This is a genomic window from Aquabacterium sp. NJ1, assembly GCF_000768065.1.
GTDB lineage: Bacteria > Pseudomonadota > Gammaproteobacteria > Burkholderiales > Burkholderiaceae_C > Aquabacterium.
Window position 1 is genome coordinate 1,617,811 of record NZ_JRKM01000001.1, and the last position, 26,401, is coordinate 1,644,211.

General features: G+C 65.4%; 23 protein-coding genes and 1 pseudogene. 12 read left to right on the top strand and 12 right to left on the bottom strand.

What is annotated here, in order from left to right:
- Positions 1-68: 68 nt before the first annotated feature.
- Positions 69-383, top strand: a complete 315-nt coding sequence (locus tag JY96_RS06855) for a DUF4031 domain-containing protein (RefSeq protein ID WP_035036078.1) — start codon at positions 69-71, stop codon at positions 381-383.
- 113 nt (positions 384-496) lie between these two features.
- Here JY96_RS06855 and JY96_RS06860 read toward each other — a convergent pair whose 3' ends face one another.
- Entirely contained in the window at positions 497-1,174 is a 678-nt protein-coding gene (locus tag JY96_RS06860) for a hypothetical protein (RefSeq protein WP_152606385.1), read from the bottom strand.
- 427 nt (positions 1,175-1,601) lie between these two features.
- On the opposite strand from JY96_RS06860, the gene JY96_RS24190 reads away from it, so the two are divergent.
- Positions 1,602-3,173: a methyl-accepting chemotaxis protein gene (locus tag JY96_RS24190; RefSeq protein WP_035036082.1), complete on the top strand. Its 1,572-nt coding sequence runs from the start codon at positions 1,602-1,604 to the stop codon at positions 3,171-3,173.
- A 69-nt stretch (positions 3,174-3,242) separates the two neighbouring features.
- Here JY96_RS24190 and JY96_RS06870 read toward each other — a convergent pair.
- Positions 3,243-4,262: pseudogene (locus tag JY96_RS06870) on the bottom strand (methyl-accepting chemotaxis protein); the annotation flags it as partial.
- Positions 4,263-4,784: 522 nt separating this feature from the next.
- On the opposite strand from JY96_RS06870, the gene JY96_RS06875 reads away from it, so the two are divergent.
- From JY96_RS06875 to speD, 4 genes are all read left to right on the top strand, one after another.
- Entirely contained in the window at positions 4,785-5,849 is a 1,065-nt protein-coding gene (locus tag JY96_RS06875; protein WP_052162227.1) for an AraC family transcriptional regulator, read from the top strand.
- 95 nt (positions 5,850-5,944) lie between these two features.
- The gene (locus tag JY96_RS06880) at positions 5,945-7,042 is read left to right on the top strand and encodes a fatty acid desaturase (protein ID WP_035036089.1); all 1,098 of its coding nucleotides are present in this window, start codon (positions 5,945-5,947) and stop codon (positions 7,040-7,042) included.
- An 85-nt stretch (positions 7,043-7,127) separates the two neighbouring features.
- Positions 7,128-7,916: an N-acetylmuramate alpha-1-phosphate uridylyltransferase MurU gene (murU, locus tag JY96_RS06885; RefSeq protein ID WP_081961102.1), complete on the top strand. Its 789-nt coding sequence runs from the start codon at positions 7,128-7,130 to the stop codon at positions 7,914-7,916.
- A gap of 10 nt (positions 7,917-7,926) precedes the next feature.
- Positions 7,927-8,406, top strand: a complete 480-nt coding sequence (gene speD, locus JY96_RS06890) for an adenosylmethionine decarboxylase (RefSeq protein WP_235333871.1) — start codon at positions 7,927-7,929, stop codon at positions 8,404-8,406.
- Here speD and JY96_RS06895 read toward each other — a convergent pair.
- The 5 genes from JY96_RS06895 to JY96_RS06915 are packed head-to-tail and all read right to left on the bottom strand — an operon-like array spanning position 8,364 to position 14,632.
- Complete coding sequence (locus tag JY96_RS06895) at positions 8,364-10,094, bottom strand: NAD(P)/FAD-dependent oxidoreductase (RefSeq protein WP_035036091.1); 1,731 nt, start codon at positions 10,092-10,094, stop codon at positions 8,364-8,366. The two genes, speD and JY96_RS06895, sit on opposite strands and share 43 nt — an antisense overlap.
- A 9-nt stretch (positions 10,095-10,103) precedes the next feature.
- A complete protein-coding gene (locus tag JY96_RS06900; protein ID WP_081961103.1) occupies positions 10,104-11,717 on the bottom strand; it encodes a polyamine aminopropyltransferase in 1,614 nt (537 codons plus the stop codon).
- Complete coding sequence (locus JY96_RS06905) at positions 11,710-11,934, bottom strand: DUF350 domain-containing protein (protein ID WP_035036098.1); 225 nt, start codon at positions 11,932-11,934, stop codon at positions 11,710-11,712. Before JY96_RS06905 ends, JY96_RS06900 begins: the two co-directional genes overlap by 8 nt.
- A 16-nt stretch (positions 11,935-11,950) precedes the next feature.
- A complete protein-coding gene (locus JY96_RS06910; RefSeq protein ID WP_035036100.1) occupies positions 11,951-13,573 on the bottom strand; it encodes a DUF4178 domain-containing protein in 1,623 nt (540 codons plus the stop codon).
- 18 nt (positions 13,574-13,591) lie between these two features.
- On the bottom strand, positions 13,592-14,632 hold the full coding sequence (locus JY96_RS06915; RefSeq protein WP_035036101.1) for an SPFH domain-containing protein: 1,041 nt from the start codon (positions 14,630-14,632) through the stop codon (positions 13,592-13,594).
- Positions 14,633-14,752: 120 nt separating this feature from the next.
- Between JY96_RS06915 and JY96_RS23710 the strand changes: the two genes are divergently transcribed.
- The 3 genes from JY96_RS23710 to JY96_RS06930 all read left to right on the top strand — a co-directional run bounded on the left by JY96_RS23710 (position 14,753) and on the right by JY96_RS06930 (position 17,957).
- Positions 14,753-15,265, top strand: a complete 513-nt coding sequence (locus JY96_RS23710; protein WP_200883439.1) for a hypothetical protein — start codon at positions 14,753-14,755, stop codon at positions 15,263-15,265.
- 43 nt (positions 15,266-15,308) lie between these two features.
- Positions 15,309-16,712, top strand: a complete 1,404-nt coding sequence (miaB, locus tag JY96_RS06925) for a tRNA (N6-isopentenyl adenosine(37)-C2)-methylthiotransferase MiaB (RefSeq protein ID WP_052162228.1) — start codon at positions 15,309-15,311, stop codon at positions 16,710-16,712.
- A 126-nt stretch (positions 16,713-16,838) separates the two neighbouring features.
- Positions 16,839-17,957 (top strand): HD-GYP domain-containing protein, encoded by a 1,119-nt coding sequence (locus tag JY96_RS06930; protein WP_035036102.1) that lies wholly within the window; start codon positions 16,839-16,841, stop codon positions 17,955-17,957.
- Here the strand turns inward: JY96_RS06930 and bioF are convergent.
- Genes bioF through JY96_RS06945 form a run of 3 tightly spaced genes read right to left on the bottom strand, consistent with a single transcriptional unit; the run spans position 17,942 to position 21,468 of the window.
- On the bottom strand, positions 17,942-19,174 hold the full coding sequence (gene bioF / locus JY96_RS06935) for an 8-amino-7-oxononanoate synthase (protein ID WP_035036103.1): 1,233 nt from the start codon (positions 19,172-19,174) through the stop codon (positions 17,942-17,944). The two genes, JY96_RS06930 and bioF, sit on opposite strands and share 16 nt — an antisense overlap.
- A gap of 9 nt (positions 19,175-19,183) precedes the next feature.
- On the bottom strand, positions 19,184-20,452 hold the full coding sequence (locus JY96_RS06940) for a PLP-dependent aminotransferase family protein (RefSeq protein WP_035036105.1): 1,269 nt from the start codon (positions 20,450-20,452) through the stop codon (positions 19,184-19,186).
- Positions 20,449-21,468: a DMT family transporter gene (locus JY96_RS06945; RefSeq protein WP_052162229.1), complete on the bottom strand. Its 1,020-nt coding sequence runs from the start codon at positions 21,466-21,468 to the stop codon at positions 20,449-20,451. The genes JY96_RS06940 and JY96_RS06945 overlap by 4 nt, the downstream gene beginning before the upstream one ends.
- A 99-nt stretch (positions 21,469-21,567) precedes the next feature.
- Between JY96_RS06945 and JY96_RS06950 the strand changes: the two genes are divergently transcribed.
- Positions 21,568-23,019, top strand: a complete 1,452-nt coding sequence (locus JY96_RS06950; RefSeq protein ID WP_052162230.1) for a PLP-dependent aminotransferase family protein — start codon at positions 21,568-21,570, stop codon at positions 23,017-23,019.
- Positions 23,020-23,043: 24 nt separating this feature from the next.
- On the opposite strand, the gene nhaR is transcribed toward JY96_RS06950, so the two are convergent.
- The gene (gene nhaR, locus JY96_RS06955; RefSeq protein ID WP_035036108.1) at positions 23,044-23,949 is read right to left on the bottom strand and encodes a transcriptional activator NhaR; all 906 of its coding nucleotides are present in this window, start codon (positions 23,947-23,949) and stop codon (positions 23,044-23,046) included.
- 101 nt (positions 23,950-24,050) lie between these two features.
- Between nhaR and JY96_RS06960 the strand changes: the two genes are divergently transcribed.
- A complete protein-coding gene (locus JY96_RS06960) occupies positions 24,051-24,455 on the top strand; it encodes a hypothetical protein (RefSeq protein ID WP_035036109.1) in 405 nt (134 codons plus the stop codon).
- Between the two features lie 73 nt (positions 24,456-24,528).
- Positions 24,529-25,191: a Bax inhibitor-1/YccA family protein gene (locus JY96_RS06965; RefSeq protein WP_052162911.1), complete on the top strand. Its 663-nt coding sequence runs from the start codon at positions 24,529-24,531 to the stop codon at positions 25,189-25,191.
- Between the two features lie 3 nt (positions 25,192-25,194).
- On the opposite strand, the gene JY96_RS06970 is transcribed toward JY96_RS06965, so the two are convergent.
- Positions 25,195-26,400: a nitronate monooxygenase family protein gene (locus tag JY96_RS06970; RefSeq protein ID WP_081961105.1), complete on the bottom strand. Its 1,206-nt coding sequence runs from the start codon at positions 26,398-26,400 to the stop codon at positions 25,195-25,197.
- Between the last annotated feature and the right edge of the window lies 1 nt (position 26,401).

Genomic DNA, 26,401 nt, shown 5'->3' on the forward strand with positions numbered 1-26,401 from the left:
ACATCTTGTCATGGCCATTGAAGGCAAGGCACAGTGATGCAAGCGCTTTCTCTCTTTGAAGGATTGTTGTGACCGTGTACGTTGATGACATGCGCGCGCAGGTAGGGCCGCATGTGCTGTGTCACATGATTGCCGATACCGAGGCCGAGTTGCATGCCATGGCCGATGCCATCGGGCAGCCACGCCATCGCTATCAAGGCGATCACTACGATATCTCCTGGGCGCAACGTGCAAGGGCCGTGGCCCTGGGCGCCATGGAGATCACGATGCGCCAGGCAGGCTCGATGCACAGCCGGCGCAAGCAATTGGGTTTTCTGGGCTCGCCTCATGATGCGGTGCAGTGGCTGCGGGCGCATGTGGCGTCGACACGAGGCCGCATGTGAACCATGTGCGGCTGACGTGCAGCGGCTCGTCAGAAAACACGAAGCCCGCACCGTGTGAACGGGCGGGCTTCTCACTGAACCGATGGCGACCATCGGTCAAAGCGCAATGCCAATCAGGGAGCGGGCACGTAGGCCTTGGCCGACACGGGCTTCGGACGGAAGGCCACCAGGATGTCCTGGGTCAGCGTGCCAAAGGTGGTGATCGAATCCAGGGCGGCAGCCAGGGCAGCCGTCAGCTTGAGGGCCGACTTCATGGTGGCGTTCATTTCAGGCGTCAAGGTCAATTGGTCCAGCACTTCGTGCGCGGTGATGCTCAGCGGGAACTTGTACTTGATGCCCAGCGGCGTGGCCGTGTTGAAGTTGTACAGCGGGGCCTGCTTGGTGGTGGTGCCACCCAGTGGGGTGGTGTCGGCCAGCACCTGCTTGGTGTTGTAGTTGATGGTGAAGTTGGCGATGGTCACGCCCACGGTGCCGGCACCCTTGGCCTGACGAGTCAGTTGCAGGGCCGAGCCGCTGGCCTGGCCACCGGCGATCTTCAGGCCGCTGCCGATCGAGATCGAGGTGATGGGGAAGCTGTAGCTGCCTTCAGAAGGGTTCGTGGCATTGCCCAAAGCAGCGATGTTCACACCGCCTGCGGCGAACGCGTCCGTCGCTTCGGTGGAGAAGGCCTGCACCGAATTGGCCACCAGTGCGTTGGTGGGAATCGTCAGGTTGGCGTGGGCTGCTGCGCCGATGGCCAGCATGGCAGCTGCAAGGGTCACCGAGCGAATGGACATAGAGGTAAACCGCATCTCAAGACTCCTTAGTTGACTCAGGGTGCTTGCGTCATGCAAAGCGTGTTGGTGTAGTAAGAATGGTGCCCCAGCGCGCCGTTTTGATCACTAGCCCTTACCCCCATTCAGGCTCAGTGAAAACGTGGATAAACGGTCTGTTTCAAGGGTTAGCCTTTAGTAAATCCAGGGAGGTGTTTTGCGGGGTTTCACCAAGCATCAGCAGTAACACCTAACCACGATCGGTGGGTATCCGAACGGGCATCGCCCTCTTTGGTCAACGATGGCCTTGTCGCCATGTGACAAAGCGCACGGAAATGCGGGCGCAAAGCCCTTGTTATCGACCGGGTGCTTGCCTGGGGCTTCTCTAAGCTGAAGAGCCAAGCGCCACTTGTTCGCGGGCCAAGCGCGATGCGACTGGTTTGCCCTGCCCGCACAGAGAAGTCCCATGCTCCAAAACATCAAACTCGTCCACTACTTCAAGGGCATCGTGATCTCGTTCTGGGTCGCATTCCTGTTGCTGGCTGCGCTGTCATGGAATGGCTTGTCCAGCGCTGCGAGCAGCCTGCATGTCGTGCACGACCAGCACATGAGCAAGGCCGGCAAGCTGGGCGCCATGGCGCAAAACATCAGCCGCAATCGGGCCGAGATCCTGTTGATGTTCCAGCATGATCCCAATGGCCGGCTGCACGGCATTCATGACCACGCGCTGTCGGTGCACTTCGACAATTACGCCAAGCGCCGTGAGGAAACGAACAGGCTGTGGGAGTCGGTGAAAGGCGCCAGGCACGACGACAAGGAAGCGCAGCTGATTGCCGAGGTCGACCGCTCGCGTCAAGCCTGGGTGACGCAAAACTCGCTGACCCTCGCCTCGCTGAAGGCGAACCAGTTCGACACGGACGTGATGGCGGCCTACCTGAAGGCGGGGCGCACGCAAGGCGAGGCCATGCTGGCCGCCATCAACAAGCTGCACGCCTATCAGGAAGAAGCGGCTGACCAGGCGGCGGCAGAGGCGGATGCGCGCTACCGCCAGGCTACGATGTGGTTCCTCGCACTGGCTGTGGCCCTGGGCATCCCGGCCACCCTGGCCTCCGTCCAGGTGCTGCGCAATGTGCGGCGGGGGTTCGAGAAGGCCGATGCGACGGCGCATGCCATTGCACAGGGCGACTTGTCCGCGCGGATCCAGGCAGAGGGGGACAACGAGATCGACACCTTGCTGCGCCGCATGGAGCAGATGCGCGGCAACCTGGTTGAGGTGATCTCCAAGGTGCGCGCCACCGCTGACAGCATCGAGGTGGCCTCGGCTGAAGTGGCTGCGGGCAATGCCGACCTGAGCCACCGCACCGAACAGACCGCCAGCAACTTGCAGCAGACGGCAAGCTCGACCCAGCAACTGGGCTCCACCGTGCGCCAGAACGCAGCCAATGCGCAAGAAGCCAATCAGTTGGCGGAGGGTGCTTCGCGAGTTGCCTCGCGGGGCGGTGAGGTGGTGGCGCAGGTGGTTGACACCATGAAGGGCATCAACGAAAGCTCGCGCAAGATCGCCGACATCATCAGCGTGATCGATGGCATCGCCTTTCAAACCAACATCCTGGCGCTGAACGCCGCGGTGGAAGCGGCCCGCGCGGGTGAGCAAGGCCGTGGCTTTGCCGTGGTGGCCAGCGAGGTGCGCTCATTGGCGCAACGCTCGGCCGGCGCGGCGCGCGAGATCAAGAGCCTGATCGCCACCAGTGTGGACCGCGTCGAGCAAGGCTCCGAGCTGGTCGATCAGGCTGGCGCCACCATGACCGAGGTCGTGAGCGCCATCCAGAACGTCAACCACATCATGGGCCGGATCAGCCTGGCCAGTGCCGAGCAAAGCGAAGGGGTTGCGCAGGTCGGCCAGGCCGTCAGCCAGATGGACGAAGCCACGCAGCAGAACGCCGCGCTCGTTGAGCAAAGTGCTGCGGCGGCCGAGAGCCTCAAGCAGCAAGCTCAGCAACTGGTGCAGGCCGTGGCCGAGTTCAAGCTCACCGCATGAGGCATGAAAAAACCCGGCACGAAGCCGGGTTGATGCGCCGGTCGGCCTGATGAGGGCCTGAGGCAAGGATCAGAAGGTTTCCCAATCGTCGCTGGCACCCTTGGAGGGCTCGTTCTTGGGCTCGATGGCGGGCGGTGGCGTATAGGGTTCGGCACGCGGTGCGGCGATGGCCTTGGGCTCGGCAGCCTTGAACTGCGGCGCACGGCTGCCGGCACGGCGTTCAGGCCCGGCAAAGCTGGAAGGGGTGGTGGGCACCACGGGGGTCACCGTCGGTCTGGCGGTGTGGCTCATGCCGTGGTCCACCTTGAACACGGCCACAGCCTGCACCAGTTGCTGGGCCTGCTGCTTGAGGCTCTCAGCCGCCGCAGCGCTTTGCTCAACGAGCGCGGCGTTCTGTTGCGTGGCCTGGTCCATCTGGGTCACGGCGTCACCCACCTGGGCCACACCGCTGCTTTGCTCGGCACTGGCCGCGCTGATCTCGCCAATGATGTCGGAGACGCGCTTGATCGAAGCCACGATCTCCTGCATGGTGGAGCCGGCTTGATCGACCAGGCCAGTGCCTTGCTCGACGCGCTCCACGCTGGTGTTGATCAGGCTCTTGATTTCCTTGGCGGCCTCGGCGCTGCGTTGCGCCAGGTTGCGCACTTCACCGGCCACCACGGCAAAGCCACGGCCTTGCTCACCGGCACGGGCGGCTTCCACGGCGGCGTTCAGCGCCAGGATGTTGGTCTGGAAGGCGATGCCGTCGATCACGCTGATGATGTCGGCGATCTTGCGCGAGCTTTCGTTGATGCCCTTCATGGTGTCAACCACCTGGGACACCACCTCGCCGCCGCGTGCGGCCACGCTGGAGGCGCCTTGTGCCAGCTGGTTGGCCTGGCGGGCGTTGTCGGCGTTCTGGCGCACGGTGGAGCCCAGCTCCTCCATGGACGAAGCGGTCTGCTGCAGCGATGAAGCCTGCTGTTCCGTGCGGCCGGACAGGTCCTGGTTGCCTTGGGCGATCTGCGAGCTGGCCGTGGCCACGCTGTCGGAGTTGCGGCGCACGGTGCTCACGACGTTGGCCATCTCGCTGCGCATGCGGTCCAGTGCGGCGACGAATTCGCCGACCTCGTCATCCCCTTGGTCGCCACTGTGGCTGCCGGTGAGATTCAGCGCGGCCAGTTCATCGGCCTGCGCCTTGGCAAACGCCAGGCGGGTCGCCAGGTTGCGCACGATCAGGAAGCCACCGAACACACCACCGATGCCCACCACCGTGCTCAGTACAACAAGCGCCGTGGCCATACCGCCCTGGCTTGCGCCATTCGACTGCGACAAGGCCAGCGCGCAAACCCCGATCACGCCGGACAGCATGCCGCCGGTGAGAACCTTGACTTGGGTTGTGAGTTTCATGAACGACGTCCTTCAACTTGACATGATCAAAGGCTGCAGCGGGGGCGATTGCATCAACGGCCGAACGCGGGCAGCGACTTTCTATCGGCGCGGGTGCCTGCAACTTGAATTTCAGGGGGCGCCAGCGTTGGTTCACCCCTGCTGTTCGTGACCAAATGCACGGCATGCGGCCGGATGCCACAGAATGCGAAGCTGTTTGTGTTGTACGCGCCCCTATCAACCATGTCCCTGCCCTCCCCCAGGCTCGCCACCATCCCCGCCTCGTATGGGCTGTCGCTGCTGTCCTTGATGGTGGAGCGCGGCCATGGGGTGGACGACATCCTGGCGGGCAGCCAGCTCACCCGGGCGCAGCTGCAGGACCAGCATGCCCAGATCAGTGGCTGGCAGTACGTGGTCATGCTCAACAACGCGCTGCGGCTGGGGGGCGATGCGGGCCTGGCGTATGAGCTGGGCTTGCGCAGCCAGGTGACCAAACATGGCTTCGTTGGTTTTGGTTTGATCAGTTGCGCCACGCTGCGCGAGGCCATCGAGTTCAGCGAGCGCTACTTTCAGGCTCGGGTCTCGGTCTTCCGCAGTGACATGTCGGTCAAGGGCGACCAGGTGGTGATCGCGTTGCACGAAACCGTGCCATTGGGCCCTCAGCGCCCGCTGATCCTGGACATGGTGCTGGTCGAACTGTGCAGCCTGTTTGCCAAGGTGATGGGCACGGACACGACCACGTCGGGCTGGACCAGCGAGATCTGGGTGCCCTACCCGGAACCCGTGGCCTACGCGCGCTACAAGGCCCGCCTGCCCCGCTTCAGGTTTGACCAGCAGGCGGTGCAGATCCGTTTCCCGGCGCGCTTGCTGGATGAACCCATCCCGTCTGCGGACCCGGTCAGCGTGCAACTGGCCATCGACCGTTGCGAGCAGGAGATGGCCCAGAAGGCGGCGCAGCAGACCATCGCCGATCTGGTGCGCCAGCACCTGGTGTGCAAGGATGGCCGTTACCCGGATGTGGCCGCGATGGCGCAAAAGCTGCTGCTGTCCGAGCGCACGCTCAAGCGTCGCCTGCAAGATGAAGGCTGCAGCTTTCAGGGCCTGCTGGATCAGGTGCGCCACCAGGACAGCCTGCGCCTGCTGGGCAACCCGGCACTGGCCATCAAGCAGGTGGCTGAAGCCGTGGGCTACACGGACCCCGCCAATTTCGCGCGAGCCTTTGCCAAGTGGACCGGGTTTTCACCTCGTGAATGGCGACAGCGCCAGCAGTCCACCTCGTCTGGTCTGATCCACCATGGCCTGAATTGACAGGTTTTCGGCCTGATCACCCCTCACGCCCGTGGGGGCCTGCTCGTTACGCTCGTGGCTCACGATTGCCCTATTGAGCCAACAACGAGGAGACCATGAGCAAACGAATCAGCCCTGCCCGCATGAGCGACGCACAGAAGTCGGAGCACATCCGGTCCGTGGTGCTGCAGGCGGGCGTCGACCTGCGCCAGCGCCACCCCTGGCTGCGCCACCAGGATGCCATCGGCGCCAGCATCATGATCGTGTCCCTGCTGGGCATGATCACCAGCGGCTGGCTGTACATCGAAGGCCAGATCCCCTGGTGGCTGTGCGTGCCCGTCACGGCGATCTTTGCGTCCTTCATCCACGAGCTGGAGCATGACCTGATCCACCAGATGTACTTCCGCAGCAAGCCTTGGGCGAACAGCCTGATGCTGGCCGTGGGCTGGCTGGCGCGGGCCAGCACGGTGAGCCCCTTTGTGCGCCGCAAGCTGCACCTGCACCACCACAAGGTGTCGGGCACGGAGTCGGACCTGGAAGAGCGTGGCATCACCAATGGCGAGGCCTGGGGGCTGCGCCGCCTGCTGATGACCGCCGACAACATCCTGGGTGTGATGCTGCGCCCCAAGACTATGCGCAAGGCCGTGGTCGCCTACGTGAAGGCCCAGCAACCAGCCAACAAGCAGGAATTCGCCAGGATGCTGCGTGAGCAGGCCTCGGCCTTCTTCCCGCTGGGCACGGTGTATTACTTCGTGTTCCACGCCTGGATCGTGCTGCACGTGACCGCCTGGGCCATGCCCTTGCTGGGCATGCAGGAGCCAGGCTGGATCGCCGGCACCTTGCCACGCCTGGATGTGTTCGCCGTGGTCTACATGCTGCCCAGCCTGCTGCGCACCTTCAGCATCCAGTTCATCAGCTCGAACATGCATTACTACGGCGATGTGGAAGCACGCAATGCCATGCAGCAATGCCAGGTGCTCAACCCCTGGTGGCTGATGCCGCTGCAGCTGTTCTGCTTCAACTTCGGCAGCACGCACGCCATCCACCACTTTGCGGTGAAGGAGCCCTTCTATGTGCGCCAGTGGAACGCGGGCATTGCCCACCAGGTGATGCGCGAGATGGGCGTGCGCTTCAATGACTTCGGCACCTTCAAGCGGGCCAACCGCTTCCATGGCGCCGATGTGGCGGCCGTGCTGCCGGCACGCCAGGCTTGATCGTGGCGGGCCATGCCTGCCATCGGGGCTCACCATAGTTGCCTGACAATAGGAGGCCGTCGCGCACGCAACCGCCTCCTTTTTCATGACCGCCCCCTTCTCACAGCTCCCTGCCCTGATCCTGGCCGCCGGCCGCGGCGAACGCATGCGGCCTTTGACCGACAGCACGCCCAAGCCTTTGCTGAGCGTGCAGGGCAGGCCGCTGATCGTGTGGCATCTGGAGGCACTGGCGCGTGATGGCGTGCGTGATGTGGTGATCAACACCGCACACCTGGAAGAGCAGTTCCCGGCAGCGCTGGGCGATGGCGCCCGATGGGGCCTGCGCCTGCACTACTCGATGGAAGGCCGTGACCACGGCGGTGCGCTGGAAACCGCAGGCGGCATGGCCAAGGCCCTGCCCTTGCTGGGTGAGGCCTTCTGGGTACTGGCCGGTGATGTGTTCGTGCCAGGCTTTCGCTTTGAAGCCGCTGCGGCCGAGGCCTTTGCGTCAGGCGATGACTGGGGGCAGATGTGGCTGGTGCCCAACCCGGCTCATGTGCCTCAGGGTGACTTTGCGCTGGATGCCGCTGGCCGCGTGCGGCGCAAGAACGAAGCGCCGGCAGGCACACCGGCTTATACCTACTCGACCATCGGGCTGTACCGCCCGGCCATGGTGGCGGGCATCCAGCCCGGCGAGAAAGCCGCCCTGCGGCCCAGCCTGGAGCGCGCGATCGATGCGGGCAAGCTGGCGGGCCGTTTGTACACAGGGCCCTGGGTGGATGTGGGCACGCCGCAGCGCCTGGCGGAGTTGAACGAAGGGGCGCCTGTGGCTACAACGGCGTTGACATCGGCGTCTGACGCTGCACCCGCATCCCGCTCTGCGCCCTCGGCTTGAGCCGCTGCAGATGCCCAGCACAAGCACCACGCCCTCGGCACCCATGCCAGCCCCCACGTCGACGCCCAGCTCGTCATGGGAGGCGGCCCGCCCACGTCACCACGGCACGCACCTCACCGCTGATCTGGCCGGGTGTGCGGCCAGCCACCCCTGGATGACTCAGCCCGATACCTTGCGCGCCGCCTGCCTGCAGGCCGTGGCCCGCGTGGGCCTGCAAACGGTGGGCGAACGCTTTCATGGTTTTGAGCCAGCACAAGGTCATCAGACCGCCGGGGTGACCGGTGTGGTGCTGCTGGCCGAATCGCACCTGGCGGTGCACACCTGGCCTGAGCTGGGTGTGGTCACGCTGGACGTGTTCGTGTGCAACCTCTTGAGCGACAACGCCGAGCGTGCACAGATGCTGCTTGATCAGTTGGTGGCCGGCTTCGAGCCGCAGCAACAGGCGCGTCAGGCCATCCGCCGCGCCATACCGGACGCGGCCAGCACCTGACGTGCCGCGCGCACGCCGTGCGTGAAGGCCTCCTCGAACACCGAGTAGGCGGACAGGTCACTGTGCGCAAAATGCAGGCGCCCCTGTGGCTCGCTCAAGGCCACCAGTGCCGCGTGGCCACGCACACCTGGCGCCGGGATGCTCATGGCATGGCCATGGCGCATGAGGTCCATCTGCTGCACGAGGCCGGGCAGATCAGGGTGGATGCGAGACAGGTCGGCCAGCACATGGCGGGCCCAGTCCTGCCAGCTGCCTTTGAGCAAGGCCGATCGCATGGCCTGACCTTGGGCGGCATCCTGCCCGCCGAGCGCCCAGTAGTGCGTGAGCAGCATGGGGCCGGTGACCTGCGCCAGGCTTTGATGACGGGCATCGACATAACCCAGCGTGGGCATGGGCACACCGTCCACGCCCTCGTTGGTGTAGGGCACGTTGTCCCATGACAAGGGCATGCCGGGGCGATCGGTGAAGGCTTTGGACAGCAGCACATTGCTGACCAGCCAGGGGGCATAGGCCATGCGTGGCGCCATCTCTCGCAGGGGCGGCAAAGGCGTGCGCAGCAGGCGTTGTGCCACGAACAGGGGCACGCACAGGATCACCTGTTGCGCCAGCCAGCTATGCCGGCATTGGTGGCCCACATGCCAGCTCTGGACGGCCACCTCATGGCGACCGGCCTCGACCTGCAAGGCCACTTGGCCGGTCATCACGCGATCACCCAGATCGTGGGCCAGTTGCTGCGTCAACCAGCCATTGCCCTCGGGCCAGGTCAGCACGGCGTCGTGCGCATCGCCCTGGCCCGGCAGCTCGAAGCCATGGCGGCTGGCGAAGTAATGCAGGCCGGCCCAGGCCGAGACACGCCCGAGGCCCGCACCATAGTCATCACGGCAGGCATAGTCCAGCAACCACGACAAGGGCTTGGACGTGTAGCCGCTGGCGTGCAGCCATTGCGCAAAGCTCTGCTGGTCCAGCGCGGCCAGGCCGGCATGCCAGGGCCGCTTGAACGTGGGCATGGCAAAGCCCAGTTCGCGCGAGGCGGTGCGCACGTCCTGCGAGAAACGGCGGTATTGCGCGAGGTCATCCGCGCTCAGGCCTTGCTGCGGCAAGAGCCCTTCGCGCCATTGGCCACGCCACAGGCCGGGCTTGTCTTGTTTGATATCGGGGATGAACAGGCGCTCTTGCGGGCTGTGGCAGAGGTGGCGCTCATCGCCCACCCATTGCCCATGCTCCTGGCGGATCAGGCCAAGTTCTTCCAGCCATTGCGCCACCTCGGTGGCATCGGGCCCGGGCATGGGCAGGTAGTGCGCACCCAATGGGCAAGGCAGGCCACGCACCAGGTGGCCGCGCGCGTTGCCACCGGGCTGGTCTTCCAGGTCGAGCACCGCGAGATCGTCCAGGCCCGCGCGCATCAAGGTGCGTGCGGCAGACAGGCCCGCCACGCCGGCGCCAATGATCAGCATGTGCACACGGCGAGGCGGGGCGCAGGCTGCGCTGGGGGCCTGGGCATCGCGCCAGGCATGGCCTCTGTCCACATGGGCACCGACCCAGCCGCCTTGCACGTCCGGGCGCAGGCTGCTGGCATCGTTGTGGCGGCAAGCGCTCAGGCCGGGCAACACGCTGCTGGCCGTGCCGATGCCGGCCACACTCAGCCAATGACGGCGCGCACGGTTGAAGCCCGGCTCAGTGGCAGACATGGCGGGGCCTCATTGGTGCACGCGGCCCCACTCGGCCTCGAAGGTCTGCACCAGCACCTGGTTGCTCAGGCGGTTGGGCTCAGCAGCCACACGGGCCATGTCGGGCGGGAAATCGAACAAGGCGGGCAGGCTGGTCGGCGTGACAAAGCGCATGCCCGCAGGCAGCTGGGTCGGCATGCGCCAGGGCCGGTGGTGGGCCAGCACAAAACCCCATTCGCCAAAGCTGGGCACATGCGCGTGGTACGGCGTGGTCTGCAGGCCCACGGCTTCGAGCGTGCTGACCACCGTCCAGAAGCTCTGGCGTGCGATCAGCGGCGAGGTGGTCTGGATGACGGCGTAGCCGCTGGCAGACAGGTGCTGGTCCAGCAAGGCGTAGAAGGTGGTGGTGTAGAGCTTGCCGATGGCGTGGTTGGTGGGGTCGGGAAAGTCCACCACGATGACGTCGTACACCTCGTCGTGTGAAGCCAGCCAGGTGAAGGCGTCGGCGTTGACCACCTTGACCTTGGGCGCCTTGAGCGAGCCCTGGTTCAGCGCGGTCAGACGCGGGTCACGGCTGAACAAGGTGGTCATGGCCGGATCCAGCTCCACCAGGGTGACCTGCTGCACGCTGGGGTACTTGAGGATTTCGCGCACGGCCATGCCATCGCCGCCACCCAGCACCAGCACGTGCTTGGGGGCGCCTTGCGCGCTCATGGCGGGGTGCACCAGGGCCTCGTGGTAGCGGTATTCGTCACGCGAGGCGAACTGCAGGTTGCCATTGAGGAAGAGCCGCGTGCCGCCGTGGCCCTGGGTGATGACAATGCGCTGGTAGGGCGTGTCCTGGCGCAGCACCACGCCGTCGCCATAGAAGCGGTCTTCGGCCCAGGTGGTCAGGGGCGGCGCACCCACCATGGCCGCGGCCAGGATGACGATGACAGCGGCGCAAGCCCAGGCATGGCGGTGCCAGGCGCGCAACTCGCTGCGAAACAGGTGCAGCGCCCACACTGCCACCAGCACATTGAGCAGGCCAAAGAACACACCCGTGCGCACGATGCCCAGGTGCGGCACGAGCAGCAGCGGGAAGGCCAGCGACACCACCAGCGCACCCAGGTAGTCAAAGGTGAGCACCTCGGAGACCAGGTCCTTGAGCGCATATCGGTGGGCAAAGTGGCGCTTGAGGATGCGCATCACCAGCGGGATCTCCAGGCCCACCAGCACGCCGATCAGCATCACCAGGCCATAGAGCAAGGTGCGAAACGGCGCCGAGGCCCAGGCCGGCAAGAGGCTGTTGGCCACGAAGAGCAAGGCCGGCATCAGGCCGCCGAACAAGCCCACCATCAGCTCGATGCGCAGGAAGTGCGCCACCAGTTGCCGCTCCAGGTAACGCGACAACCACGAGCCCACGCCCATGGCAAACAGGTAGGTGCCGATGACGGTCGAGAACTGAAGGATGGAGTCCCCCAGCAGGTAGCTGGCCAGGGCCCCGGCCGCCAGCTCATACACCAGCCCGCAGGCGGCGACCACGAAGACGGAGGCCAGCAGCGCCAGTTCAGCCGGCGACACGCGGCCACGCTCTGGCTGGCTGTCGTGCGCAGCTGTCGGGCTGTCGTGTGGCGAGCCAAGCCCGCCTTGTGATTCAGCCATGCACCGCCGCAGCCACGATCTGCCCGATGGCCAGGCACATGGCGGCCACCACGATGGCCAGGGCCATGTTCTTCTTCTCGACGATCTCGCCCCACAGGTCATACGGGGTGAGCTTGTCGACGATGACGAAACACACCCAGAACACGACCACACCCATCAGGGCAAAAATCATGGAGCCGAGCAGGACGCCGGGCTTGAGCCATTCAATATCGAACATGGTGATCTCCTGATCGCTACTTGTGAAAGCCGCCACTGTTGTAGCCGCCGTATGAACCGCCGTGGCTGCTGCTGCCGCTGCCCTGGCTGGCCCGGCATTGCCGGTACTCGGTGCTGTACTCGCCGTAGTTGTCACGCACATCGCTGCAATCGTCACTGCACTTTTGCAGCAGGAAGACGATGAACAAAAAGAGCAGGATCCACATCAGCTGCGTCACCCACTTCCTGGTCTCGGGCGACATGGGTGTGGCGTCACGCTTGAAGGCGCCCACGGCCTGCTTCGAGATCTGGAAGGCGCTCATCACGGCTTGCGCTTCGATGGTCTCGCCGGCCGACCAGGTGATCTCGTTGCCCGTCTGCTCGCGGTTGAGCCGCAAGGCGCTGTTGTTGCCCTGGCCGGCAAAGTCCGTGTTCAGTGTGCGCTGTTCCTTGCGCACGGGCCAGTAGAACTCGCCCAGCACATAGGTGGTCTTGGCCGGGTAGGTGTAGCGCTTGCGGTAGGTCTTGCCCTGGTAGACCAGGGTGTCGCCCTTCACGGCCGGCACGCCGGTAACGGGGCGCACGATGCTCCAGCCGTCTTCCGCATCCACCAGGAAGGCAAAGCCCTGCATGCGGTTGTACAGCAGGTACTCGCGCCAGAAGGTCTGCTCTTCGTGCTGGTCTTCAGGGATGTCGCAGCGCTCCTGGTAGCCCACCACCTGCCAGTTGTCGGCCTTGCCACCGACCTTGAGCGTGCCCACCTTGCCCAGCGGGATCAAGGGCTCCAGCGTGTTGTCCTGGCGGTAGAAAGCGAGGTCGCCGCCCAGGCCCTTGCTGATGTCGATGACGGACTTGCAGCTGGTGCAGACGATGGATTGCGCGCTGTCCAGCGTCGGCGTGAGCGAGGTGCCGCAGTTGGGGCACTCGATGCCCTTGGCCTGCAGCTTGCCTTCAGCGGCTTGTTTGGCGTCAGGGATGCCGGAGAGACGCAAGTCGGCCAGTTGCACCGAGCGGCCGACGTCCAGCCGTGCCTGGGTGCCCTCGGCCGCGGGGTCAAGCTCGATGGACAGCACCTCGCCGGCCGTGTTGCGCAACTCGAGCACGGTGAATGCACGCGTGAAATCCGGCTTGATGGCCAGCTCACCCTCGGCCGCATGGGTGTGCGCCTGCACGCGTGAGGACAGCACCCAGGGCCGGCTGTCGATGATCACGCCCTGGCCGATGGGGGCTTGTGTCAGCTCGCGCAGCGGCAAGGCCTGCGAAGGCTGCAGCGCAAAAGCCATGACGTAGGCGCCGTTGTCCTCGCTGAGCGCACCGCTGCGCCCGTTGTCGAACAGGGCATGCCACTCGGTCCAGCGGCCTTCTTCGCCAGCATCGTCCTTGTAGGCCAGCTGCAGGCGCCCGATCAGCGTGAAGGCTTCGCCCTGATGCTGGCCGCGCGCACCCAGCGCCAAAGGGCTGTGGTCATCGAACAAGGCGGCGCTCTGGCCGATGCGGCGCAACGATTCACCATCGCGCACCAGCGTGCTCTTGCAAAAGCTGCAGACGGCCATGGGCGAAGCCGCCGATCGGAACTCGACCGGCGCACCGCAGAACGTGCACGCGGCACGCCAGGCGCGCTGCACCCCACCAGCGCCGCCCCCGGCGCCTTGATCACTCATGACAACGCCACCCGCCGATCAGACAAGCTTCTTGAGCAGCTCGGCCTTCTTGGCGCTGAACTCGTCGTCGGTGAGGATGCCCTTGGCCTTCAGGTCCGCCAGCTTTTCGATGGTGGCCATGATGTCGTCGGGCTGGATGCCAACGGCGGCGGCAGGTGCAGCACCCGTGGCCGCCTGCGCACCTTGCAAGCCCTGCTGGATGGACTGCGCCATGACCTGGCCCAAGGCCAGGCCGGCGCCCAGCCCGGCCGCGTCACCGGCCACGCCACTGCCCTGCCCCGATGCCGCGGCGATCGTGGGCAAGGCCTGTGCGGCCTGGTACTGCATGAACTGGCCCATGTTCTGGCCGACCATGCCCATGCCGATCTTCTGGTCAAGGATCTTTTGCAGCTCTTCGGGCAGCGACACGTTCTGCACGGTCAGGCCTTCGATCTTCAGGCCCAGCGCCTCGAAGGCGGGTGCGACGGCCTCGGACAAGGCCTTGGCGAACGCGATCTGGTTGGCCGCCAGGTCCAGGAAGGGGATGCCGCTTTGCGCCACGGCGTCGCTCAGGTGCTGCAGCAAGAGGCCGCGCAGTTGCCCGTCCAGATCGGCCACGGTGTAGGCCTCGCGCGTGCCCGACACCTCGGTGTGGAACTTGCGCGGATCGGCCATGCGCACGGCGTAGTTGCCGAAAGCGCGCAGGCGCACGGCACCAAAGTCCTTGTCACGCAGGGTGATGGGCTGGCTGGTGCCCCAGCGCAGGTCCAGCTGCTGGCGCGTGCTGAAGAAATACACATCGCTCTTGAAGGGCGAGGCAAACAGCTTGTCCCAGTTCTTGAGGTTGGTCAGCAGCGGCAGGGTTTGCGTCGTCAGCTTGTGCGTGCCGGGCCCGAACAGATCGGCGATCTTGCCCTCGTTGACGAACAGGGCCATCTGCGATTCACGCACCACCAGGGTCGCGCCGTTCTGGATTTCGCGGTCCTCGAAGGGGTAACGCCAGGCCAGCACGCCGTCGGTGGACTCTGTCCACTCGATGACGTCGATGAACTGTTTCTTGATGAAATCGACCAAACCCATGTGTTTCTCCCGGATCGCGGCACCTCCTTCGGGCACCGGTCAGGCCAGCATATTACCCACATCCCCGGACACCCTTGCCGTAGAATCGCCACTCCGATCAACAGCCCCTGGATCTACACCATGCCCCGCTGTCTCAAGTCGGTCACGGCCGCTCTGGCCCTGGCTGTGCCTTCGCTGGTTTTTGCTCAAAGCGCCGCCATTGCAGGCGCCGTCGTCGGCACGGTTCTGGGCGCTGCGGCCAGTGCCTCCCAAAGTACATCCGGCACCACCTCGGCCACATCGGGCATCCCGCTGTCCAACCCGGACACGCCCATTGGTCGCGCCACCCCCATCCTCAAGCAATCGCTGCGTGGCGAGATCCTGTTCGGCCAGCCGCCCGAGGTCTTGCTCAATGGCCAAGCCGCCCGCCTGGCGCCTGGGGCCCGCATCCGCGATCTGGACAACCGCCTGGTGCTGTCGGGCAACCTGATCGGGCAGAAGTACAAGGTCAACTACACGGTGGACACCCTCGGCCTGTTGATGAACGTGTGGATCCTCAAGGCCGATGAAGCAGCCAAGCTGTGGCCCACCACGCCAACCGAAGCCGCCACCTGGATCTGGGACCCCGTCAGCCAGACCTGGTCCAAGCCCTGACCCAAGCCCCGATCCAAGCCCCCGATCCCGAGAAGTTCCCGCCATGAGCACCGCGCCGCAATCCCCCGCCACCGACACCCCGTCTGCCGCCCCCGCCACCAAGAAGGTCTACATCAAGACCTACGGCTGCCAGATGAACGAGTACGACTCGGACAAGATGTCCGACGTGATGAACGCCGCCAAGGGCTACACGCCCACGGACAACCCTGAAGAAGCCGACCTGATCCTGTTCAACACCTGCTCCATCCGCGAGAAGGCGCAAGAGAAGGTGTTCAGCGATCTGGGCCGCGTCAAGCACCTCAAGGAAAAGGGCGTGATGATCGGCGTGGGCGGCTGCGTGGCCAGCCAGGAAGGCGCATCCATCATCGAGCGCGCGCCTTATGTGGACGTGGTCTTCGGCCCGCAGACCCTGCACCGCCTGCCGGCCATGCTGGAAAAGCGCCAGAGTTCCAAGCGCCCCCAGGTGGACATCAGCTTCCCCGAGATCGAGAAGTTCGACCACCTGCCGCCACCGCGCAAGGAAGGCGCTTCGGCCTTCGTGTCCATCATGGAAGGCTGCTCCAAGTACTGCAGCTACTGCGTGGTGCCTTACACCCGCGGCGAAGAGGTCTCGCGCCCGTTTGACGACGTGCTGACCGAAGTGGCCGACCTGGTCGACCAGGGCGTGAAGGAAATCACGCTGCTGGGCCAGAACGTGAATGGCTACCGCGGCAAGATGGGTGACACGACCGAGATCGCCGACTTCGCCACGCTGGTGGAGTACATCGCCGAGATGCCTGGCCTGGAGCGCATCCGCTTCACGACCAGCCACCCCAACGAGTTCGGCCAGCGCCTGATCGATGTCTACGGCAAGACCGACAAGCTCGTGAACCACGTGCACTTGCCCGTGCAGCACGGCTCGGACCGCATCCTCATGGCCATGAAGCGTGGCTACACGGTGCTCGAATACAAGAGCACCATCCGCAAGCTGCGCGCCGTGCGGCCTGACATCCGCCTGTCCACCGACTTCATCGTCGGCTTCCCCGGCGAGACGGATGAAGACTTCGACAAGCTCATGAAGCTGGCCACCGACATCGAGTTCGACGCCTCCTTCAGCTTCATCTTCAGTGCACGCCCGGGCACGCCTGCTGCTGCGCTGGCAGACACCACGCCGCACGAGGTCAAGCTCAAGCGCCTGCAGACGCTGCAGGCCTACCTGGAATCCAACGTGCTGCGCTACAGCGAAGCGCTGGTGGGCAAGACGCAGAAGATCCTGGTCGAAGGCCCCAGCCGCAAGGACCCATCCGAGCTGATGGGCCGCACCGAGTGCAACCGCATCGTGAACTTTGCCGCCGGCCCCACACAAGCCCAGCGTGACCGCCTGCTCGGCCAGCTGATCGACGTCAACATCACCAAGGCCTTTGCCCACTCCCTGCGAGCTGAAGTGATCCTGAAAGACCAAATCTGAAGGGACACTTCAAGACAAAGCGTGACGGGTTTGGCGCAGGCACCTGAAATCTGCGCTTCAGGTTCTTTCACTTTTTGACTTTGTGGCCGAAATGACGGGCATGTAGTCAGAAGTCATCGGACCACCATGAAGCTCTTGCGTCTGTGTGTCAACCAGATCAGGCTCAATGAGCCCTTGCCTTGGAACGTCCGCAATGAACCTGGTCACTTGCTGTTGGGCAAAGGCTTTTTGCTGACCGAGCAAGCCCAGATCGACACGCTGATCGAACGCGGCGTGTATGTGGACCAGGAAGAATACGAACGGCACCAGCACGAGGTGCAATCCACCCGCACGCGCCGGGACCCGTTCGCCATGTGGTCCGTCATCCTCAAGCGCACGGGCCATTTGCTGCGCACGCACAAAGAGAACCCGCAGTTCGCGCAAGAGGTGGGCACGCTGTCCGGCCATATCCAGGTGGCCATGAAGGAAGACGTCGAAGCCGGCACCTTCGAGATGGTGCATGGCGACCCCACCGGCTATGCCGTGTCGCATTCGCTGCAGACCGCGTTCGTGGCCTGCCTGGCCGCCGATCGCTTCGGCTGGACCGACAATGACCGCACCACGCTGATCCGCGCCGCGTTGACCATGAACATCGGCATGCTGGATCTGCAGAACACCCTGTCACACCAGTCCACCCCGCCCACGCCCCAGCAAAAGGCCGACATCGCGGCGCACCCCGCCAGGAGCCGTGCCATCCTGGAAGCAGCGGGCGTCACCGACCAGGATTGGCTCAAGACCGTGGAGCAGCACCACGTCACACCCGATGGCGGTGCCCTGCCCGCCGATCACGGCAACGTCAGCCCGCTGGCCTGCCTGATCCACTACGCCGATGTGTACCTGGCCCGCCTCGCACCGCGTGCCAATCGCCCGGCCATGGCCGTGAACATCGCCGCCCGCGAGTTGTTCCTCAAGGCTGCCGGGGCCAACAACCCGTATGCCGCGGCCATCATCAAGGAGATGGGCATGTTCCCGCCCGGCTCTTTCGTGAAGCTGGCCAACGGTGACACGGCCGTGGTGGTGCGCCGTGGTGAAAACGCCGGCGCCCCGCTGGTGCACAGCCTGATCAGCTCGGACGGCTGGGTCTTCCCCGACTCACGCCCGCGTGACACGGGCAAACCTGAATTCAAGGTGGTGGCGGCCGTGCCGCGAGGCAACGTGCTGATGCAGCTCAACCGCCAGAAGCTGTACGGTTACGCCACGGCCTGAGCCAGCGCACGGCACAGCTGATCGACCTGCTCGACCGTGTGCGCCGCAGACAGGGAAATGCGCAGGCGCGCCGTGCCCTCGGGCACCGTGGGCGGCCGAATAGCGGGCACCCACACGCCTTGATCGTCCAGCCGGGCCATCACAGCCAGCGCATCTTCATTGCTGCCGATGATCAAGGGCTGAATGGCCGTGTCGGATGGCAGCAAGCGCCAGGGCAAGCCCGCTGCATTCACCCCCGCTTGCAAACGCGCCTGAAGCGTGCGCAGGTGGGCACGCCGCTGTGGCTCGTCTTGCATGACCTGCAAGGCCGCGCGCAATGACTCGGCCACCATGGCCGGTGCGGCCGTGGCAAACATATAGGTGCGGGCCTTCTGCATGACCCACTCGACCATGCTGGGCTCACCCGCGATGAACGCACCTGCCACGCCCGCGGCCTTGCCGAGCGTGGCCATGTAGATGAGGCGGTCCAGCCGGCCCTGCCAGGCGGGCGCCACGCCATTGGCGCCAACGATGCCGTGGTAGGACAAGGTGCCCTCGCCGCGCTCGCCCAGCACGCCGAAGCCATGCGCATCGTCGATCATCAGCCAGGCGTCGTAGCGCTCGCACAGCGTCAACAGCGCGGGCACGTCGGCCACATTGCCGTCCATGCTGAACACGGCATCGGTCACCACCAGCTTGCGACGTGCCGTGCTGGTCTGCAGGGCCGATTCCAGCGCGGCCAGATCGGCATGCGGCAGCACATGCGATTCAGCCCGCGACAAACGGATGCCATCAATCAGGCAGGCATGGTTGAGCGCATCAGAGAACACCGCATCGCCCTTGCCCACCAACGCGGGGATCGCACCCACATTGGCCGCATAACCCGCGTAGAAGTACAACGCACGTGGCAAGCCCACCATGGCGGCCAGCTCCTGCTCCAGCGCTTCATGCGCGGGGCTGTGGCCACACACCAGTGGCGAGGCCGTGGCGCCGACCCCGTAGCGCGCGGCAGCCTGCTGGGCTGCGGCGATCAAGACTGGGTGCTGCGACAAGCCCAGGTAGTCATTGCTGCCAAATGAGAGCCGAGGCTGGCCATCGATCAGGTAGGTGGTGCCGCGCAAGGCCTCGTCGGTCAAGGCAAGCTCTGCCGGCGCAATCAGGGGCGCCACTTGACGCCGCTTGCGCGCCAGGTGAGCCGCACGCAAACGCGCCAGCTCTTGTTCAAACAGTGCAGTCATCCCGCAAGGTTAACAGGCGAGCGCCAAGGTTTGCCGCATGTGCGCAGCGAGCCGGGCCACGGCCTCTTCTAGCTGATCAGGCGACAAGGTCACGAAGGACAGGCGCATCTGGCTCGCCTTGCCCGCACGGCCGTCGTCCGCATCGGTATAGAAGGCCGAGCCCGGCACGTAAGCCACGCCCTGATTCACCGCAGCCGGCAAGCTGGCCGCCGCATCAAAGCCCTCAGGGCCTTGCACCCAAAAGAACATGCCGCCTTGTGGCACCTGCCAGGTGCAGCCTTCGGGCAGATGCCGCTGCAAGGCCGAGGCCATGGCGTCGCGCTGCAGCTTGTAAGCCTGGCGCACGCGGTCCACATGCGCGTCCAGATCAAAGCCGTCTTGCAGCAGCTGCAGCACCAGGCGCTGGTTGAAGCCCGGCGTGTGCAGGTCGGTGGCCTGCTTGGCCTGCAGCAAGCGCATGCGCAAGGCCTGCCCGCCCGGCGCCTCGTCAGGCGGCGTCACCACAAAGCCCAGGCGCAAGCCCGGGGCCAGCACCTTGGACAGCGAGCCCAGATAGACCGTGTGATGCGGCGCATGCGCGGCGATCGGGTCAGGCGGCGGCGTGTCGTACCAGAGCTCGCCGTATGGGTTGTCTTCGATCAGGGTGGTGTGCCCTGCGTGCAGTGCGCGCGCCAGCGCCAACCGCCGCGCTGCACTCAGGCACGCGCCGGTCGGGTTCTGGTAGCTGGGCACCAGATAGGCCACATGCGGCTTCTGTTGCCCGTCCTGCCCGGCGCTCAGCAGGGCTTGAGGATCCGGCCCTTGATCAGCCTCTTGATCGCGCGCTTGTGCATCAACACGCCAGGGCACAAACACCGGCTCGTACACCGAGAAGGCCTGCAAGGCGCCCAGGTAAGTGGGCTGCTCGACCAGCAGGCGGCTGCCCGGGTCCACCAGCACCTTGCCCAGCAGATCCAGCCCTTGTTGCGAGCCCGTGGTCACCAGCACCTGCTCGGGGCGCACGGCCCAGCCAGGCCGGCTGATGCGCTGCGCCATCCACGCGCGCAAAGGCATCAGGCCCTCGCTGTTGGCGTACTGCATAGCCTGCGCGCCTTGTGCGCGCCACACCCGCTCGCTGGCACGTGACAAGGCCTCCAGCGGGAAGCCATCTGGCGACGGCAAACCGCCAGCCAGCGACAAGACGCCGGGCCGCTCGGTGAGCTTGAGGATGTCGCGGATGGCCGATGAGGTCATGTGCTGCGTGCGTGCAGCAAGCTGGATGCCCATGGGTGTGCTCATGTGGGACTCGTTTCAAGGTGCCGCGCAGGCGGCGTGGCAAGAGAAAGGGAGGAGGCAGGCGTGGGGGACGAGCGCGCCAGGCGCTGCCCGGCCACCACCACACACAAGACGGCCAGCGCAAACAACCAGGCTTTCATGGGCACCGCTTCACCCAGCAGCGAGGCCGAGATCAGCATGGCCAGCAAGGGTTGCAGCAACTGCAACTGGCTCACCCGCATGGCGTCCCGCGCCAGGGCGGCATACCAGAGGAAAAAACCCAGCCAGGTTGAACACACCGCCACATAGGCCAGGCCCAACCAGGCCGCCGGGCGGATCTGCTCGCGGGCTTGCGCCAGGCTGTGCACACCCTGCGGCCACCAGTACGCCGACAAGGCCATCGTCAGGGGCCAGGCCAGCACCAGGGACCAGGACATGACCTGCGAAGACGGCATCTCGCGGCTTAAGCGTGCCCCGGCCACATAGGCCACCGATGCGCCCAGCATGCCCAGCAACATCGTGCTGTCAGCCACCAGGGAAAGCGGTGCACCACCAGGGCGATGATCAGACGAGGTCCAGGCGAACACGGCCATCAGCCCTGCCCCCGCCACACTGGCCAGCCAGAAGCCCAGGCGCGGCCTGTGCCCCAGCCACCAGGCCGACAGCGCCGCCGTGCACAAGGGCAGCAAGCCCGTGATCACGGCGGCATGCGAAGCCGGCACGATGCGCACGGCCCAGCCCATGCCCAAGGGGAAGCCCATCACGCCACCCAGCATGATGGCCAACAGCCATCGGCGATGTGCAGCCGCCGGCCAGGCCGCGCGCACCCACAACAGATGCAGCAAAGCCAGTACGCCCGCCAAAGCGGCACGCGCGCTGGCGACGAACAGCGGCGGCCACTGCGGGTCGGCCAAGGAGCCATTGGCCAGCCGCGTCATGGGGATCGTCATCGCAAAGACCAGCACGGCCATCAGGCCGATGGCGCGAGGCCACCAGGGGTGCTCGCTGAGCGGCGTGGGCGCTTGCAAAGAGGTGTGCATGTATGGCAATGTAGAGGCCAACACCAATACAGCACCAATACAGATCACAGCATCAACCAACGAACTGTATTGGCCTCTTAACCAACACAGCGCCCCTCCATGGACCGCCACCCAGACACGGCCACCGCCCCCTCGCCCGCCAGCGCCCTGAGCCGCGACAGCGACCAGACCCTGACCGAGCAACTGGCCCACCGCTTTGCCGACCGCATCCGTCAGAACTGGCTGGCCCCCGGCAGCCGCCTGCCCTCGGTGCGCGAGTGCGCGCGCACGCACCAGGTGAGCGCCTACACCGTCGTGGCCGCGTACGACCAATTGCTGGCACAAGGCCTGATCGAAGCCCGCAGCCAGCGCGGCTACTTCGTGCGCCAGGCACCGCGCCAGGCCACCCACACCACCCGCGCAGACAGCAAACCCCACCCCTTTCAGCCCAGCACGCCCATTGATGCCACCACCTTGATCCGGGGCATGTTCCACGAACCGGGGGCGCGACCCATGCCGGGCCTGGGCACCCTGCCCCCGGCCTGGCTGGACGCCGGCATGCTGGGCTCGGCGCTGCGGCGTGTCACGCAAGGCGACAAGCTCATCCCGCTCACCCTGCATTACGGCGAACCCGCTGGCGACGCGCGCTTTCGGCGCGCCATGAGCCTGCGCCTGGCCGAGTACGGCCTCAAGGCCGATGCCGACCAGCTCATCACCACCGTGGGCGCCACCCATGCACTGGACCTGGTCACCCGTGCGCTGCTTCAACCCGGTGATGCCGTGCTGGTGGACGAACCCGGCTGGCCCGTCGAGTTCGCCCGCCTGGCTCAGCTGGGGCTGCGTGTGCTGCCCGTGCCGCGTGGCGTGGACGGCCCCGATCTGGCCGTGATGCAAAAGCTCGCTCGCGAGCACCACCCCAAGCTGTACGTGACCGTGTCCGTGCTGCACAACCCGACCAGCACCATGCTGTCGCCCGGCCATGCCCACCAGGTGCTGCGCCTGGCCGAGACACACGGCTTTCACATCCTTGAAGACGACATCTACGGCTTCCTCGCGCCGCTGCACGCCACGCGCCTGAGCGTGCTAGACAACCTGCAGCGCACCATCATGGTCGGCAGCTTCTCCAAGATCCTCACGCCGAGCTGGCGCGTGGGCTACATCGTGGCGCCACGCCAGCTGGTCGAGCGCATCACCAACACCAAGCTGCTGACCTCGCTGACCACGCCCCCCATGCTGGAGCAAGCCCTCGCCCTGTGCCTGGAACAAGGCCAGTTGCGGCGCTTTTGCGACCGCGTCACGCAGCAGCTGGATGCAGCCCGTGCGCGCACCGTGCAGCTCGCGCGGCAAGCGGGCTGTGAATTCGTGTTCGAGCCACAAGGCCTGTTTGGCTGGGTCGACACCGGCATGGACACCGAGCGCCTGACCATCCCCATGCTGGATGCGGGCTGGTTGATCGCACCGGGTGCGCTCTTTCATGCGCAGCGCCGGCCCTCCACGCTGATGCGCATCAACTTCGCCTCATCGCAGGACGCCAAGTTCTGGCGCAGCTTGCAGGCCTTGCGCAAGCGCTGACACGCGGCCAGCCCCCAGCTGCGTTCACTGTTTCCAGTCCGCGAACAAGCCATCGCGCGCAGCCTGCGTGATGGCCGCCACGCCCGGGTGCTTGATGCGCCGCTCGACCGTGATCACGTAATACGACTCGATCAGATCGGTGGCCTCGCCCAGGCGCTTGACCCCGTATTGCGCGCGGATCGTGGCATCCAGCACCATGGGCGCCATGAACACCCCGTTGCCCAGATGGCCCAGCGCCATCGGCAAGGCGTTGTCATCGAACTCGCCCACGATATGCGGCTTGAGCTTGTGCGCGCCCAGCCATTGCCCCAGGCGCATGCCCAAGGCCGAGTCGGATGCCGGCGCCAGCAGGGGTGCGCCATCCAGGCAGGCCGGGAAGCCCTTCTTGAGCCGCGCAGCCAGGTCCTTGCTGGCATAAAAGCCCACGCTGGAGCCACCCAGGCGGTGGTTGAAGGCCTGCACGCTCATGTCGGCCGGCAAGGGACGGTCTGACAGCACCAGGTCCAGCCGGTGCACCGCCAGCTCGGCCAGCAGGCTGTCGAGCTTCCATTCACGGCAAATCACCTTGAAGGGCTGCCGATGCTGCAAGGCGGGCTCCAGCACCAGGCAGGCCACGGGCTTGGGCACGGCGTCGGCCACGCCCACGCGCAACTCCAGAGGCCTGGGTGTGCCACGCGGCTGGCGCACCACCTGGTCCAGCTCCTCACCCAGGCTGAAGATGTCCTTGGCATAGCCGAAGGCCAGTTGCCCCGTTTCGGTCAGCTCCAGCTTGCGGCCCTTCTTCTGGAACAGCGGGCGCCCGAAATGCTCCTCCAGCAGCTGGATCTGGCCGCTGACCGTCTGCGGCGTGACGTGCAGGTGCTCGCTGGCCTTGACCACGCCACCCAGGCGCGCCACCGCCCAGAAATACTGCAGATGCTTGTAGTTCATTTCGGTTTTATCGAACTGTTTGACTCAGAAATTCGAATTTACGCGAAGTATGGCTTTCCGTACATTGCAATCGTCATCCACTCTCAAGCAAGGATCCCATCATGCGAGTGTTCATCCAGACCCAAGGTCTCAACCTGTCTCGCGAAGACAGCGAGCACATCCGCCAGCGTCTGCGTCAACTCCTGGGTCGCTTTGGGGACAAGGCCATTGGCGCATCCGTGCACCTCAAGGACATCAACGGCCCACGCGGCGGCATCGACAAGGATTGCCAGCTCGTGATCGAACTGGAAGACACCACCGCCGTGGTGCACGACCGTGGCAGCCAGATCCGTGCGCTGGTGGACCGCGCCCTGCACCGCGCCGCCCACACGATCAGCAAGCAGATCGAACGCATCCGTGAACGCCCTTTGCGCGCACCGCATCTGGGCAAAGGTCGCACACCCGGGCGCAACCGCCGCATGGAGCGCGCCTTCCAAGCCGTGAATGCCTTGCCGGACCCGAGCTGAACCCGGCCATCTCAACATTGCATCCCAGAAGGACACACCTATGAACCGCGACAGTCAAACCACCGCCCAGGCCATGCGCATGCCCGTTCACATGGGCACCGTGGTCGACGTCGGTACCAGCCGGCGCGTGCTGCGCAACACCTATGCCCTGCTGGGCATGACCCTGGCGTTCAGCGCCGCCGTGGCCGGCACGGCCATGAGCCTGAACCTGCCTGCGCCCGGCATCCTGCTGACGCTGATCGGCTTCTATGGCCTGTTCTTCCTGGTCCACAAGCTGTCGAACAGCGCCTGGGGCGTGGCCGCCGTGTTCGGGCTGACCGGCTTCATGGGCTACACCCTGGGCCCGCTGCTCAATGCCGTGCTGCAGATGCCTCACGGTGCGGGCGTGATCACCAACGCCCTGGGTGCCACGGCGGTTGCGTTCATCGGCCTGTCAGCCGTGTCGCTGGTCACCAAGAAGGACTTCAGCTTCATGGGCAAGACCTTGTTCGTGGGCACGCTGATCGCCATGGTGCTGGGCCTGGGCGCCGTCTTCTTCAACGTACCGGCCCTGAGCCTGGCCGTGTCGGCGATGGTCGTCCTGCTGATGAGCGGCATGATCCTGTTCGAGACCAGCCGCATCGTCAATGGTGGTGAGACCAACTACCTGATGGCCACCGTCAGCCTGTTCGTGAGCATCTACAACCTGTTCACCAGCCTGTTGATGCTGTTCGGTGTCATGGGCCGTGACGAGTAAGGCTCAGCCTGCGTTGTTCACCAGGCCGGACACGTTGGACGCCACGGTTCGCGCCTGAGCCATCACCCGCTCGATGATCTCGGCCACACTGGCCACATCGTGCACCAGGCCTTGTGATTGCCCGATCAACTGCACGCCATCCACGTGGTTCGCCTCGTGGATGGCTTTGCGCATGGCCAGGGTCGCAGCACCGAAATACGCCACCTTCACGGCCCCGACCAGGCCCTGCCCCATCGCGTCCTTGGCCAATGAGGTGAGGGGCGTGTTGAGCTCGCGCGCAGCCGCCAGCGAGCGGCTGATGGCCACGGGCGGGCTGAGCTTGCGCGCCGTGAAGCGACGCCCCCCGGGCGTGCGCATCACGCGGCAAGGGAAGGTGTCGAAATTGCTGGAGTAGATCGTCTCTTCGGCTTCCTTCTCGACGATCAACTGCTTGGTATCGGCATGCACCGGGCTTTCTTTCGAGCTTGCGAAACGCGTGCCCATGGCCACGGCATCGGCGCCCAATGCCAAGGCCGCCACCAGCCCGCGCCCATCGGCAAAACCACCGGCCGCGATGATGGGCAGATCGGTCATGTCGCGCACCGCCGGGATCAGCACCATGGAAGTGACCTTGCCACCATGCGCCGCGGCCTCATGCCCGGTCACGATGAGCCCGTCCACGCCCGAGTCGATGGCCGAGCGCGCGTGCTTTTCATTGGAGATGGTGGCGATCACCTTGCCGCCATAGGCGTGTGCGCCTTCGATCACCCACTCGCCCTTGCCCATGGACACATTGATCACGGGCACCTGCTCTTCCAGTGCGACCTTGGCGCAATCTGCGGCCCCCGGCAGCATCAGGCTGCAGCCCACGCCAAAGGGTTTGCTCGTCAGGCTGCGGATCTCGCGGATGGCGGCGCGGCATTCTTCGGGTGACAAGGCCCCGGAGGCCAGGATGCCCAGCCCACCCGCGTTGCACACCGCAGCCACCAGCGAAGGCACAGCGATATAGGTCATCCCGGGCAGCACGATGGGGTGCGCGATGCCCAGCAGGCGGGTCAGGCGGGTTTGCATGGCGAAGGCGTGAGGCGAGGTCAAACAAGGGAAAGCTGGCACACCGCGGGCCCACCAGCGTCGGCCGGACTCTAACACCCGCCCCCCATGAAAGCCCCGCACCTGGGTACAGCCCTCAGTCAAGGGGATGCTGCGCGCGCGACGGGCCGCCTGGCTCATC

Bases quoted from the DNA above. Each gene is read 5' to 3' on its own strand.
- JY96_RS06860 (WP_152606385.1), bottom strand. From the start codon at position 1,174: ATGCGGTTTACCTCTATGTCCATTCGCTCGGTGACCCTTGCAGCTGCC.
- JY96_RS24190 (WP_035036082.1), top strand. From the start codon at position 1,602: ATGCTCCAAAACATCAAACTCGTCCACTACTTCAAGGGCATCGTGATC.
- JY96_RS06875 (WP_052162227.1), top strand. From the start codon at position 4,785: ATGTCCCTGCCCTCCCCCAGGCTCGCCACCATCCCCGCCTCGTATGGG.
- JY96_RS06880 (WP_035036089.1), top strand. From the start codon at position 5,945: ATGAGCAAACGAATCAGCCCTGCCCGCATGAGCGACGCACAGAAGTCG.
- murU (WP_081961102.1), top strand. From the start codon at position 7,128: ATGACCGCCCCCTTCTCACAGCTCCCTGCCCTGATCCTGGCCGCCGGC.
- speD (WP_235333871.1), top strand. From the start codon at position 7,927: ATGCCCAGCACAAGCACCACGCCCTCGGCACCCATGCCAGCCCCCACG.
- JY96_RS06895 (WP_035036091.1), bottom strand. From the start codon at position 10,094: ATGTCTGCCACTGAGCCGGGCTTCAACCGTGCGCGCCGTCATTGGCTG.
- JY96_RS06900 (WP_081961103.1), bottom strand. From the start codon at position 11,717: ATGGCTGAATCACAAGGCGGGCTTGGCTCGCCACACGACAGCCCGACA.
- JY96_RS06905 (WP_035036098.1), bottom strand. From the start codon at position 11,934: ATGTTCGATATTGAATGGCTCAAGCCCGGCGTCCTGCTCGGCTCCATG.
- JY96_RS06910 (WP_035036100.1), bottom strand. From the start codon at position 13,573: ATGAGTGATCAAGGCGCCGGGGGCGGCGCTGGTGGGGTGCAGCGCGCC.
- JY96_RS06915 (WP_035036101.1), bottom strand. From the start codon at position 14,632: ATGGGTTTGGTCGATTTCATCAAGAAACAGTTCATCGACGTCATCGAG.
- JY96_RS23710 (WP_200883439.1), top strand. From the start codon at position 14,753: ATGCCCCGCTGTCTCAAGTCGGTCACGGCCGCTCTGGCCCTGGCTGTG.
- miaB (WP_052162228.1), top strand. From the start codon at position 15,309: ATGAGCACCGCGCCGCAATCCCCCGCCACCGACACCCCGTCTGCCGCC.
- JY96_RS06930 (WP_035036102.1), top strand. From the start codon at position 16,839: ATGAAGCTCTTGCGTCTGTGTGTCAACCAGATCAGGCTCAATGAGCCC.
- bioF (WP_035036103.1), bottom strand. From the start codon at position 19,174: ATGACTGCACTGTTTGAACAAGAGCTGGCGCGTTTGCGTGCGGCTCAC.
- JY96_RS06940 (WP_035036105.1), bottom strand. From the start codon at position 20,452: ATGAGCACACCCATGGGCATCCAGCTTGCTGCACGCACGCAGCACATG.
- JY96_RS06945 (WP_052162229.1), bottom strand. From the start codon at position 21,468: ATGCACACCTCTTTGCAAGCGCCCACGCCGCTCAGCGAGCACCCCTGG.
- JY96_RS06950 (WP_052162230.1), top strand. From the start codon at position 21,568: ATGGACCGCCACCCAGACACGGCCACCGCCCCCTCGCCCGCCAGCGCC.
- nhaR (WP_035036108.1), bottom strand. From the start codon at position 23,949: ATGAACTACAAGCATCTGCAGTATTTCTGGGCGGTGGCGCGCCTGGGT.
- JY96_RS06960 (WP_035036109.1), top strand. From the start codon at position 24,051: ATGCGAGTGTTCATCCAGACCCAAGGTCTCAACCTGTCTCGCGAAGAC.
- JY96_RS06965 (WP_052162911.1), top strand. From the start codon at position 24,529: ATGCGCATGCCCGTTCACATGGGCACCGTGGTCGACGTCGGTACCAGC.
- JY96_RS06970 (WP_081961105.1), bottom strand. From the start codon at position 26,400: ATGAGCCAGGCGGCCCGTCGCGCGCGCAGCATCCCCTTGACTGAGGGC.